Source organism: Raoultibacter timonensis, assembly GCF_900240215.1.
Taxonomy (GTDB): Bacteria; Actinomycetota; Coriobacteriia; order Coriobacteriales; family Eggerthellaceae; genus Raoultibacter; species Raoultibacter timonensis.
In genome coordinates this window covers 716,458-729,353 of the sequence record NZ_LT964679.1, presented here as the reverse complement: position 1 = coordinate 729,353, position 12,896 = coordinate 716,458, and the positions used below count along the sequence as shown (strand labels likewise).

The following is a 12,896-nucleotide window of genomic DNA, read 5'->3' as shown; positions in this document are numbered from 1 at the left end:
CGGGCCGGCGAGGGGCGGCGCAGCCGAGCGGCGAGGGACGGCGTTGCAAAGCGCCGCAGTGTCCGCCAACCGCCTCCGTGCGAGGAATTTCGAGGTGTGAGTGCGAACCGCAGCCGCATAATCCCTGGTCAGAATTCTCCCGTGGAAGCATTTCCGCCAAATACCCTCGCACGGAGGCGGTTCGCGGACATCGCTGCCCGCGAATCCAGCCCATCGGGGCGCAAAAAGCGGTTCGGCCGCATAAGGCCGAACCGCTCGCTTGCCAACCGCTCAATCGCGAATTTATTCTTACCTGCGATGTTCCTTCTTGTCGTTCAGAAGGCGGTTCAGCGCGTTGAGGTACGCCTTCGTGGAAGAGACGACGATATCGCCGTCGGCACCGCGGCCGGTGTAGATGCTGCCCGACGGATCGGTCACGCGGATGGTCACCTCGCCGAGCGCGTCGATGCCGCGGGTTACCGATTGCACCGCGTATTCGGTGAGGTCGTTATCGACCTGCACGATCTTGTCGACGGCCTTGCACATCGCATCGATCGGACCCGTGCCGAACTCGCAGGCGGTGACCACCTGGTCGGCCTGGTTGCGCAGCGTGACCGTCGCGGTCGGCGTAAGCGGGAAACCGCAGCTGATCTGCACGCCTTCGAGCATGTAGATCGCGTTCTCGTTGCGGTCGCGCTCGTTGACGAGGCTTTCGAGATCCTCGTCGTAGACTTCCTTCTTCTTGTCGGCCAGATCCAAAAACGCCCCGTACACCTGGTCGAGCGCCTCGCCATCGAGCTCGTATCCGAGCTCTTCCAAGCGGTGCTTCAGCGCCGCATGGCCGCTGCGGGCCGTGAGCACGATCTGGCTCTGCCCCGCCCCCACATCGGCGGGATCGATGATCTCGTAGGTGTCGCGCTTCTTGAGCACGCCGTCCTGGTGGATGCCCGAGGAGTGCGCGAACGCATTCGCGCCGACAATGGCCTTGTTGGCCTGCACGTTCATGCCCGTGATCGAGGAAACGAGGCGGCTCGCCTTCAAGAACTCGCGGGTGTTCACATCGGTGTGCGCATCGAGCTCCTGCTCGTGCATGCGGATGGCCATGACCACTTCCTCCATGGCCGTGTTACCCGCGCGTTCGCCGAGACCGTTGATCGTGCACTCGATCTGCGTCGCTCCGTTTTTCACGCCTTCCATGGCAAGTGCGGTCGCCATGCCCAGATCGTTATGGCAATGGACGGCGACCGTCACGTTCTCGATGCCGTTCACGTTGTCCATGAGGTATTTGATGCGGCGACCGAACTCCTCGGGCAGCGAATAGCCCGTGGTGTCGGGAATGTTCACAACCGTCGCACCGTTGTCGATGGCGGTCTGGATCACGCGGACGAGGAAATCGTAGTCGGAACGACCCGCATCCTCGGCGTAGAACTGCACGTCTTCGACGAATTGCTTGGCGTAGCTCACACAATGGGCCGTACGCTTGAGGCATTCCTCTTCGGTGATGCGCAGCTTGTCTTGCAGATGGCTCGGGCTCACGCCGATGCCGGTATGGATGCGGGGGCGTTTGGCGTACTTGAGCGCATCCGCCGCCGAATCGATATCCTTCTCCACCGCGCGGGTAAGCGCGCAAACCGTAGCCTGATCGCCCGCCAGCTCTGCGATGCGGCGAACGCTCTCGAAATCGCCAGGACTCGATATGGGGAAGCCCGCTTCGATAACGTCCACGTTGAGCCTTAGTAGCTCGCGCGCAACGACCAACTTCTCTTCCGTATTCATGGACGCGCCAGGCGACTGCTCGCCATCGCGCAAGGTGGTATCGAAGATTTGGATCTTGCGTGTCATGAGCTACCCTTTCTACTCGCTCAACATTAATTTGACAATCATAGCAAATATGCCGGATAGCACCGCGAGATTCCCAACAAGGCACCTATTTCATCACGATGTCGCCACCGATGGCGGACAACGCCTGTCGCGGCGCGCCCGAAACGCATCGGTCCGTCCCCGAAGAAGTAAAAAGGCGCCGACATCGTCGGCGCCCGTCACGCGTTCGACGTGCTTACAGTTTTACGTACCAGAGGTTCTTGAGCTCGCCCAATCCCTCTCGAAGCCTGTCCATGGTGGAATCGTCGACCGCGCCTTCGACGTTCATGTACACGAGAGCGTTCTTCTCCTTCTCTTTCATGCCCACCTGCATCGTCGTGATGTTGATGCCCGCGCTTCCGAGAATCGTTCCGATCGTACCGATCTTACCCGGCGCATCGACGTATTCGAAGATGAGTGACTGCGATGCCGGCGCGATGTCGATCTGATAGCCGAATAAGGAGACGATGCGCGGAACCTGGGCGGTATCGGCAAGCGTGCAGGAGATCTCGGTGCCATCGGCCACGATGGAAACCGCCGAAGCGTACCCTTGCGCGTCGGGGCGCGACTGGGTCTCGACCTTGATGCCGTGGCGCTTCGCCACCGCCTCGGCGTTCACAGGCGTGACCGCAACGTTCTTGTACGAAAGGATGCCCCCCATGGTTCCCGCAACGAGAATCGAGGGGTCGGCGCCAGCGAGCGAACCTGCAGCCGTGAGCTTCAGGTATTGCGGGATGTCGCCGTCGATCTGCGCAAGCATCGAGCCCATGAGCTGGCAGGCGGGAACGTACGGGCCGACTGCATCCATGATCTCGGGCGGCACGAGCGCCATGTTGACGGCGGTGGGCACGATGGAACCCTCGAGGCCCGCTGCAACGTATTCCGCGATCTGGGTGCCTGCTCGCGTCTGGGCTTCTTTGGTGGAAGCGCCCAGATGGGGCGTGAGGATGACGTTGTCGAACTCGTGCAGGGGGCTTTCCGTGCAGGGCTCGGTCTCGTACACGTCGATCGCCGCGCCGCCGATCTTGCCCGCAGCCACGAAATCCGCGAGCGATTCTATGTTGTAGATGCCGCCGCGAGCCGTGTTCACGAGGATGACGCCGTCCTTCATGGCTGCGTACTGGGCAGGGCCGAACATGCCGATGGTCTCCTTCGTTTTGGGAAGGTGCACCGTGATGAAATCAGCGAGGGGAACGATGTCGTCGACGTTGTCGTAGAGCTCTACGCCGAGCTGCTCGGCGCGCTCGGGACTGCAGTACGGGTCGTAGCCGATAAGGTTCATGCCGAAAGCGCGGGCGCGCTCGGCAACGAGACCGCCGACGCGGCCGAGTCCGAAGATCGCAAGCGTCTTCTCGTAGAGCTCGGTTCCGGTGAATTTCGAACGCTCCCACCTTCCTTCTTTCATGGAGGCAACCGCCTGCGGGGTCTTGCGGGCGCAGGCGAGCATAAGGCAGAGCGTCTGCTCGGCGGCGGAAACGATGTTCGAGGTCGGAGCGTTGCATACGATGATGCCCCGCTCGGTCGCCGCCTCGACATCGACGTTGTCGATGCCGACGCCCGCTCGGCCGATGATTCGCAGGTTGGCGGCGGCCTCGATTACGTCGCGGGTCACCTTCGTGGCACTGCGCACTATGAGCGCATCGTAGGGCGCAATCTCCGCAATGAGCTCCTCGGGAGCCATATCGAGTTTGACGTCTACCTCAAGGCCCTTATCCCGTAGAATCGCCAGACCCTCGTCGGCAAGCTTCTCGGTAACGAGCACCTTCTTCGTCATAGCGGCAACCACCCATCTTTCATCTCTTGATTTCGACGTATACGATACCCGACGTATCGGATCGTGCGCCTTTCGCGCCGGTAACGGTAGAGCATTCTACCCCAAAAGCAACCGGAGGCCTCCATGATAAAACGAAACCGCGCACCAAGCCGAGCGAGCGGACGAAAGACCAGAGAAAACAACGGTTTCGAAAACGACAGAGCGCGCGGCCGATCCCAATCGGCAACGCGAAAGCGACGGCTGGCGCACAACGAAACGGGCGGCACCGCAATCGGTACCGCCCGTTGATTCCCGGCATGCCGCCCTGCCGACCTGCTCCGCAGCGCCGTCTTCCGCGCCCGGACCATGCGGCTCGCCCAGGCGGCAACGGCGCATCGGGCAAGCGCTTCGAGAACGGCCGTTTACGCGTGCGCCTTCTCGAAGCCGTCCATGAACTCGACGAGCTTCTCGACGCCCGCCTTCGGCATCGCGTTGTAGATGCTCGCACGCATGCCGCCGACCGAGCGGTGGCCCTTGAGGTTCACGAGGCCCGCTTCCTTCGCCTCGGCCACGAACGCCGCATCGAGCTCGTCTGAGCCGGTGACGAACGGCACGTTCATGAGCGAGCGGTCCTGTTTGCGGACGGTTCCCCTGAAGAGCTTGCTCTGGTCGAGGTAGTCGTAGAGGATGGCGGCCTTCTCGACGTTGCGCTTGCCGATAGCCTCGAGCCCGCCCTGATCTTTCAGCCACTTGAACACCTTGCCGCAGATGTAGATGCCGTAGGCGGGCGGCGTGTTGTACAGCGAATCGGCATCGGCCTGGGTCTTCCATTTGAGCATGGTCGGCGTGCCTTCGAGCACGTCGTCGGTGATCATATCCTCGCGGATGATGTCGATCACCACGCCGGCGGGGCCGATGTTCTTCTGTGCACCGCCGTACATCACGGCGTACTTCGTGATGTCGACCGGCTCGGAAAGGAAGCACGACGAAACGTCGGCCACGAGATCTTTGCCCTTCGTGTTGGGCAGCGTATGGAACTTCGTGCCGTAGATGGTGTTGTTCTCGCAGATGTAGACGTAGTCGGCGTCTTCGGAGATCGGAAGATCGGAGCAGTCGGGGATGTAGGAGAACGTCTCGTCCTCGCTCGAGGCGATGGCGCGGGCGTCGCCGTAGATCTTACCTTCCTTCCACGCCTTCTTCGCCCACGAGCCCGTGATGATGTAGTCGGCCACGCGGTTCTTCATGAGGTTCATCGGCACGGCGGCGAACTGCTGCGAGGCACCGCCTTGCAAGAACAGCACCTTGTAGTTGTCGGGAATGCCGATGAGCTCGCGAAGATCGGCCTCGGCCGTTTCGATGATCTCGGCGAAGGGCTTCGATCGATGGCTCATCTCCATGACCGACATGCCGGCGCCGCGGTAATCGAGCATCTCGGCCGCGGCCTCTGCCAGAACCTCTTCCGGCAAAACAGCCGGTCCCGCTGAGAAGTTGTACACCCTGCCCATGTTCACGATCTCCTTTTCTCCCTGGTACTGCCCTACCGACTGCGGCTTCGATGCGTTGACGCAGTCGGAAGAAAGCCTCGGTTCAATTCTCGCATTGTAATACGGAACGACCCCGATGATGCGCGTCGCGTGAGAAAAGTACAGCGGACGGTCGGATGAGGTGCGCTACTTCAAGCTCGCACCGAGCTTGCGCGCCTCTTCCAGTCCGGGATTTCCCGCAATCGCGCCCTTTTCGAACACGCTGCCGACCGCGACGACCCCCTTGTCGTCCATGCCCGAATACGCCGTGAGGGCGCGGTACGTATCGATCATGTACCTCGATATGGAATGGTCCTTGTCTTCGAACGCAGTCAAGAGCACCGTCGACTTGATGGAAAAGGGCTTTGCGATGCCGCAGAACATGCGGTCCATGAACGCCTTGATCTGCGCGGAGAACGTGAAGCAGTAGATGGGCGTCACGTAGGCGAGCGTATCGCAGCGGTGCAGAAGCGGGTAGGCTTCTTGCATGTCGTCCTCTTGGCAGCATGCGCCCTCGTGGGCGAAGCAGTAGTTGCACCCGAGGCACCCCTTGATATCCGCACGACCCGCATCGAAACGCACGACGGAATTCCCCGCCCCTTGCGCGCCCTCGACGAACGCATCGGCGAGCATCGCCGTGTTCCCGCCCACACGCGGGCTTCCCGTAACAACCAGTATGTCCGCCATCGACAACCTCCTCGGTTGAATACCTCACTGTCGCTTTTCAGTCTAGCCTATACAGAAGCTCTTGATTTTGCGATTACCCAAGAAAGCTCGTGCAACAGTTCCGTTGAAAACGGTCCCGGATGGCAGGGAGGCTGATCCCGTCCAGCGGCAATGACGATGGTGGGAGCGGTCCAACTGCGTGCGGCCACATTGATGCGGCAAAGATGAGCTCGTCGTATGGCGCGTTGTGCACACCTCGCAGGATATCGACGACTATGCTCTTGTCGATCTCGCGGATTAGCGGCACCGATCCGCTGCCGGATGCCCCCGCGGATCGGCACTCGCAACAGGTACAACGCAGACCCGGCAAACGAACGCCCCCGGTTCAGGCAACCGGGGGCGTTCTCCTGTCAGACTCGCGTCCCGTTCGGCCGCCTAGCGCTTGATCCAGCTGAACATCGAGCGGATGTCGGCGCCGACCTTCTCGATCTGGGCGTTCGCATGCTCTTCGCGCTGCTCTTTCAGCCACTTCTGGCCGTTTCTCGAATCCTCCATGAACTCGTGGGCGAATTCGCCGTTCTGAATGCGCTCGAGGATGGTCTTCATGGCGGCCTTCGCCTCACCTGTAACCACCTTCGGACCTGCATAGTAGTCGCCGTACTCTGCAGTGTTCGAGATCGAATAGCGCATGTTCGCCATACCGCCCTCGTACATGAGATCCACAATGAGCTTCATCTCATGGAAGCACTCAAAGTACGCCATCTCGGGCGGGTAGCCCGCCTCGACGAGCGTCTCGAACCCGGCGTTGATGAGCGCGGTCACGCCGCCGCAGAGCACCGCCTGCTCGCCGAATAAGTCGGTCTCGGTCTCGTTCTTGAACGTGGTCTCGATAACGCCCGCGCGGGCGCCGCCGATGCCCCACGCATAGGAGAGCGCAATCGCCATGGCGTTGCCCGATGCATCCTGGGCGACGCAAGCGAGGCACGGCACGCCCGCACCCTCGACGAACACGCGGCGCACCATGTGGCCGGGCCCTTTCGGGGCGACCATAATGACGTCGACGTCCGCCGGCGGCTCGATGTAGCCGAAGTGGATGTTGAAGCCGTGGGCGAACGCAAGCGTGTCCCCCGCCTTCAGGTTCGGTTCGATCTCGGACTTATAGGTTTCCGCCTGCGTCTCGTCGGGTGTGAGGATCATGATGAGGTCGGCCTCAGCCGCAGCGGTCGCGATGTCGACCACCTTGAGCCCCGCCTCCTCGGCCTCGGCCCGAGAGCGGGAGCCCTCACGCAAGCCGACGCGCACGTCGCATCCGGAATCCTTCAGGTTGAGCGCATGGGCGTGGCCCTGTGATCCGTATCCGATGATCGCGATCTTCTTGTCCTGGATGATGCTCGGATCGCAATCGTTTTCATGGTATACCGTTACAGCCATGGTTTTTCTATCCTTTCATCTGGCTTTTATCTACCGGGTAAAACCTTTGTCTGCGCAGCGCTCGCACGTGCGGCGCCTCGTCATATACAGCCGCATCACGGCTGAGACCAAGCTTTCCGCTCGTAGATCCACCGCATAATCCGCAGGGCTTTTCGCACCACCATGCTAGTCCTTGCTGTTGCGCGACATGGCGATCTTGCCGGTGCGGGTGATCTCCTTTATGCCGTAGGCGCGGAACAGGTCTTCCATGCCCTTGAGCTTGTTCTCGTCGCCCGTGGCCTCGATGGTGAGCGAGCTTTTACCCACATCGACGATCTTCGCGCGGAACACGTTCGCGATCTCGATGATCTCGTTGCGCCGTTCGGGCGCTGCGTTCACTTTGAACAGCACGAGCTCGCGCTCGATGGCCGCGTCGTTGGTGAGGTCGGTGATCTTATGGACGCTGATGAGCTTGTGGAGCTGCTTGGTGATCTGCTCGTATGACACGTCGTCGGCCTTCACGATGGCGGTCACCCGCGACATCGTGGGATCCTCGGTAGGGCCCACCGACAGCGATTCGATATTGAACCCGCGCCTCGATATGAGCCCGGTCACGCGGCTCAAAACACCGGGCTTGTTCTCCACGAGAACGGAAAGAATATGCCTCATCGCCTGCCCCCCTTCTCGTCCTGCTCGTCATCGCCGAGCGTACGCACCGCACCGACCGCTACATCGATCGCGCCGATGACATCGTTCATCGCCTTGCCCGGCGCCACCATCGGATACACGTTCTGGTCGCGCGAGATGACCACATCGAGCAGATAGGGACCCTCGGCACAGAGCATCGCTTCGAGCGCATCTACCAAATCGTTCGGTCGGCTTACCTGCGCAGCCTGCCATCCGTACGCCTCGGCGAGCTTCACGAAATCGGGTACCGGGTCGAGCAGCGTCGAAGAGTACCGCTCGTTGTAGAAGAGCTTCTGCCACTGGTGAACCATGCCGAGGCAGCGGTTGTCCATGATGAGCACCTTCACCGGTACGTTCTGAATCGCAGCCGTCGCCATTTCCTGAGTGTTCATTTGGAATGACCCATCGCCGGCAACGCAGACGACCGTCTTGTCGGGACACCCGAGCGCAGCCCCGATCGATGCGGGGAAGCCGAAGCCCATCGTGCCGAGGCCGCCGCTTGTAATGAACGAACGGGGCGTCTCGCGCTGAATGTGCTGCGCGGCCCACATCTGATGCTGCCCCACCTCGGTAACCACGACGCTCTTCTCGGGGTCGAGCATGCCTGAAAGCGTGCTCATGACGATCTCGGGAACGATCTCGTCGGGTCTATCGCCAACGCCCGGATGATAGAACGGGAAGCGCTTGCGCCACTCGTCGGCTTGCTCGACCCACGAAGCCGGCGCCGGGGGCACCGCCTGCTTCGCCAGTTCGGCAACCATGTTCCCCAAAACGCCCTTGAGGTCGCCGACGATGGGCACCCGCACTTCGCGCACCTTGCCGATCTCGGCAGGGTCGATGTCGATGTGGATGACCTTCGCGTTGGGCGCGAACTCCGAGAGCTTGCCCGTCACGCGATCGGAGAACCGCGCTCCCGCAGCGATGATCAGATCGGATTCGGTCATGATCATGTTGGCGAACTTCGATCCGTGCATGCCGATCGGGCCGTAGTTCAGATGATGCGATGCGGGAAACGCGCCCTTTCCCATGAGCGTGGTGACGACGGGTATCTGCATGGTTTCGGCGAGCTCGGTCAGCTCGGGCGTCGCACCCGATGAAACGATACCGCCGCCCACGTAGAGCACCGGCCGCTTCGATTCGCGAATGAGGTTGACCGCCTGCTTGACCTGCTTGACGTTGCCTTTGTACGTAGGCCTATACGACGGCAGGTTCACCTCGTCGGGGTAGTCGAACACCATCGCTTCGCTCGCAAGGTCGCTCGGCACGTCGATGAGCACCGGGCCGGGACGGCCCGTGCTCGCGATATGGAAGGCCTCGCGAAATGTCTGCGTGAGCTCGTCGGTCGTCTGCAAAAGGTAGCTGTGCTTCACGACCGGCATCGTGATGCCCACGATGTCGGATTCCTGGAACGAATCGGTGCCGATGACGCCGCGCGGCACCTGCCCGGTGATGACCACGAGCGGCACGCTGTCCATGTAGGCGGTCGCAATGCCGGTCACCGTGTTGGTGGCGCCGGGGCCGCTCGTCACGATGGCGACGCCTACGCGTCCCGTTGCGCGCGCGTACCCGTCCGCTTCGTGAACCGCGCCCTGCTCATGGCGCGCAAGCACGTGGCGTATCCGCTTCGAATCGAAAAGCGCATCGTATATTTTGATCGCTTGTCCACCCGGATAGCCGAACACCAGATCGACTCCCTCGGCTTCGAGCGATGCGATGACCGCCTGCGCGCCGGTCATCGTGGTGCCCTGCTTTTCCGTCTTGCTTCCCGGCCGCTCGAAGGCCGCCGGCTGGTTTCTGGTCGAGCTCATGAGAGGATCGCCCCCTTGTCTGCCGAAGTAACGAGTTTCGCATAGCGGGCCAGAACCCCGTGGTCGTGCTTCTGCGCGGGAGGCTGCCACGCTGCGCGCCTGCGCTCGAGCTCAGCATCGTCGACGTCGAGCGTCAGCGCGCGCCCCTCGATGTCGACGGTCACCGAATCGCCCTCATAGATGAGCGCGATCGGGCCGCCTGCCGCCGCTTCGGGGCTCACGTGCCCCACGGCAGGGCCCTTCGTCGCGCCCGAGAACCGCCCGTCGGTGATGAGCGCGACCGACGTGGAGAGCCCCATGCCCACGATCGACGAGGTGGGCGTGAGCATCTCGCGCATACCGGGACCGCCTTTGGGTCCCTCGTAGCGGATGACCACGACATCGCCCGCCACGATCTTACCGGCGTTGATGGCCGCACAGGCCTCCTCCTCGCTGTCGAACACGCGGGCGGGGCCTGTATGCTTCATCATCGCGGGGTCGACCGCCGCCTTCTTGACGATGGCGCCGTCGGGGGCGATGTTGCCGTGCAGTACCTTGAGCGCGCCCGCCGGAGAGAACGGGTTGTCGTGCGTACGGCACACTTCGCCGTCGGCTCCTCGGCAATGTTTCGCCATGTACGACAGATACTCGCCCATCGGCCCCATGCAGGTGCGCGCGCTGCGGTCGATGAGCCCGAGCTTATCGAGCTCGGCAATGACCACCGGCACGCCGCCGACCTCGTAGAGATCCGACAACGGCCGCGGACCCGAGGGTTGAAGCTTCACAAGATGAGGCGTGCGGGCGGATGCCGCGTCCCAATCGTCCATCGTGATGGGATGGCCCGCTTCGGCGGCGATGGCCGTAAGGTGCAGCACCGTATTCGTAGAGCCGCCGAATGCCATGTCGCATTCCATTGCGTTGCTGATAGCGGCTTTGCTCACGATATCGCGCGCGGTAACGCCCTCGCCCAGAAGCTCCATCACCTTCATGCCCGCGTGCTTGGCGAGGCGGATTCGCTCGGAGTAGACTGCGGGAATCGTACCGTTTCCGGGAAGCGCGATGCCGAGTGCCTCGCAGAGGCAGTTCATCGAGTTCGCGGTGAATAGCCCTGAGCAGCTTCCGCAGGTCGGGCACGCGGTATCCTCGAAGCACGCGAGCTCCTCTTCGGTCATCGTGCCGTTCTGCACGGCCGCCGCCCCGTCGAACAGCGTGTTGAGATCGGTCGTGGGCCCGCATCCGCCCGGCTGCTTGCCCGCGAGCATCGGCCCCCCCGAAACGAACACCGTGGGAATGTTCACGCGCAGCGCGCCCATGAGCATGCCGGGAACGATCTTGTCGCAGTTGGGGATGCACACCATGGCATCGAACTGATGGCCCTGCACGGCGCACTCCACCGAATCGGCGATGACCTCGCGCGATACGAGCGAGTAGTGCATGCCCTCGTGGTTCATGGCAATGCCGTCGCACACGCCGATGGTGGATATCTCGAAGGGTACGCCGCCCGCCATGTAGATGCCGGCCTTCACGGCATCGGCGATCTTGTCGAGGTTGTTATGCCCGGGAATGATGTCGTTGCGGGAGTTGACGACGGCAACGAGCGGACGCTCAAGCTCCTCGTCGGTTATGCCGTCGGCCTTGAGCAGGCTGCGGTGCGGAGCGCGCGCAACCCCAATCTTCACAGCATCGCTGCGGTAGTGCATGATACGCCTTCCTTTCCCGTTCGCCCATCCGCACCCCGCCGCCCGACGAATCCGTGCAGCTCGTACCTTTGGGCCCGTACAACAAAAAATCCCGCTGCAAGGAGCTTGCACCAGGACATCAGGTAAAGGAAAACACGCACGCTTCGGGCTGTGCGCTCTTCGATCGGACTGATAACGGTTGTCGCCGGTCCAAGCCTACTTGCCATGGTGCACACCGGGAGTTGCCCGGGCTGCGGCCATGTCGTTCGAACTCGACTGCTCGAAGGTGGCTTTCGGGCCGTCCACCACCGGCTCGCAGCAACCGCCGGCTCTCTGAAGATGGATTCGTCCGTACTTTCCTCGTCAACGCATTTGAAGCTATGGATTTGTTGGCTACCGAGTATACTCGCGATTCCCTGTCGCGCAACGCTGAATTTCGAAAAGGAAGAAAAAACTTTAAGAACCTAAGGAATTATCCGAATACCCGGCATAAAAGGGCTCGAAGCCGATATGCAAGACGACAACACGCGTATGCGTGTCCGAACCTGCATACGAACAAGTATAGTAAGATAAGACCATTATCCAAACCGCCAACCGACGGAGGCCCCATGAGCGAGCCGATCTGCTTTCCCACCCGCACCGATTTCAGAAACTGGCTTGAAGACAACTGCGAATCGACCGAGGGCGTTTGGCTGCTGTTCGGAAAAGCGGGCGGCCCGGAAACGCTCAAAGCGGGCGAGGCGCTCGAAGAGGCCCTCTGCTTCGGATGGATCGACGGGCAGATGCAGAGCATTGACGAGACGGTCTACCGCAAGTACTTTGCACAGCGCAGAGCCAACAGCAAGTGGTCGGAGAAGAACAAAACCTTGGTTGGAAAGCTCGAGGAGCGCGGTGTCATGACCGATCGCGGCCGCGCGAAGATCGAAGAGGCCAAGCAAAACGGCCAATGGGACGCGCCGAAGCCCCAACAGGCGACCGAAGACCAGATCGAGCAGGTCGCCGCCATACTCGAGGGGCACGTACCGGCCTACAGCAACTTTCTCGCCATGTCGCCATCCGTGAAGAAAACCTACACGCGCGCGTACTTCGACGCGAAAACCGAAGCGGGTCGCGAGAAGCGCCTCGCCTGGATGATCGAGCGGCTCGACAAGAACCTCAAGCCCATGTAGCGCATTTCCGCGCAGACTAGTGCGGGAAGCCTCGCAAGGCAGGCAAAGCTCTGCACGATCTCATCGATGCAGGCAAAACGAAGCCGGTTGCCAAAGCCAATGCTACGGTTTTTCGGAAAATCAGCCCTTGGATGGCGCCCAATCGTCGTTTTGCGAAAAGCCACCGTAAGAGTTATAGGTGGATTACTTTCTGACCTGCATGTTTACGCGACCAAGCGTCGATGAGCCTTCGATCGCAGCTTTCGACGGCTCCCCACGGTCGCAAAACGACGATTGGCCGCCATGAGAAAGCCGTTTTCGAACAAAACCTCGGAAACATCCGGATTCACCGACGCTTCGCAGAAACAGCCGCTCGCCCGCTTGGCAGCGCGTCCGATCGAAAC

The 12,896-nt window shown here is 61.5% G+C and carries 9 protein-coding genes; 1 reads left to right on the top strand and 8 read right to left on the bottom strand.

From position 1 onward, the window contains the following. Nucleotides 1-288: 288 nt before the first annotated feature. From C1722_RS03165 to ilvD, 8 genes are all read right to left on the bottom strand, one after another. Entirely contained in the window at nucleotides 289-1,821 is a 1,533-nt protein-coding gene (locus tag C1722_RS03165) for a 2-isopropylmalate synthase (RefSeq protein WP_102377957.1), read from the bottom strand. 214 nt (nucleotides 1,822-2,035) lie between these two features. Then, nucleotides 2,036-3,613, bottom strand: coding sequence for a phosphoglycerate dehydrogenase (gene serA / locus C1722_RS03160; protein ID WP_102377956.1), 1,578 nt, complete (start codon nucleotides 3,611-3,613; stop codon nucleotides 2,036-2,038). 401 nt (nucleotides 3,614-4,014) lie between these two features. Further along, entirely contained in the window at nucleotides 4,015-5,097 is a 1,083-nt protein-coding gene (gene serC, locus C1722_RS03150; RefSeq protein ID WP_102377954.1) for a 3-phosphoserine/phosphohydroxythreonine transaminase, read from the bottom strand. Nucleotides 5,098-5,262: 165 nt separating this feature from the next. After that, nucleotides 5,263-5,802, bottom strand: a complete 540-nt coding sequence (locus C1722_RS03145) for a flavodoxin family protein (protein ID WP_102377953.1) — start codon at nucleotides 5,800-5,802, stop codon at nucleotides 5,263-5,265. Between the two features lie 414 nt (nucleotides 5,803-6,216). Beyond that, nucleotides 6,217-7,212, bottom strand: coding sequence for a ketol-acid reductoisomerase (gene ilvC / locus C1722_RS03140; protein WP_102377952.1), 996 nt, complete (start codon nucleotides 7,210-7,212; stop codon nucleotides 6,217-6,219). Between the two features lie 165 nt (nucleotides 7,213-7,377). After that, a complete protein-coding gene (ilvN, locus tag C1722_RS03135) occupies nucleotides 7,378-7,860 on the bottom strand; it encodes an acetolactate synthase small subunit (RefSeq protein WP_102377951.1) in 483 nt (160 codons plus the stop codon). Further along, nucleotides 7,857-9,686, bottom strand: a complete 1,830-nt coding sequence (ilvB, locus tag C1722_RS03130; protein WP_102377950.1) for a biosynthetic-type acetolactate synthase large subunit — start codon at nucleotides 9,684-9,686, stop codon at nucleotides 7,857-7,859. Before ilvB ends, ilvN begins: the two co-directional genes overlap by 4 nt. Further along, nucleotides 9,683-11,365, bottom strand: a complete 1,683-nt coding sequence (gene ilvD, locus C1722_RS03125) for a dihydroxy-acid dehydratase (protein ID WP_102377949.1) — start codon at nucleotides 11,363-11,365, stop codon at nucleotides 9,683-9,685. Before ilvD ends, ilvB begins: the two co-directional genes overlap by 4 nt. Before the next feature lie 587 nt (nucleotides 11,366-11,952). Here ilvD and C1722_RS03120 point away from each other — a divergent pair. Continuing rightward, nucleotides 11,953-12,513, top strand: coding sequence for a YdeI/OmpD-associated family protein (locus tag C1722_RS03120; protein WP_102377948.1), 561 nt, complete (start codon nucleotides 11,953-11,955; stop codon nucleotides 12,511-12,513). The last annotated feature ends 383 nt before the right edge of the window (nucleotides 12,514-12,896 follow it).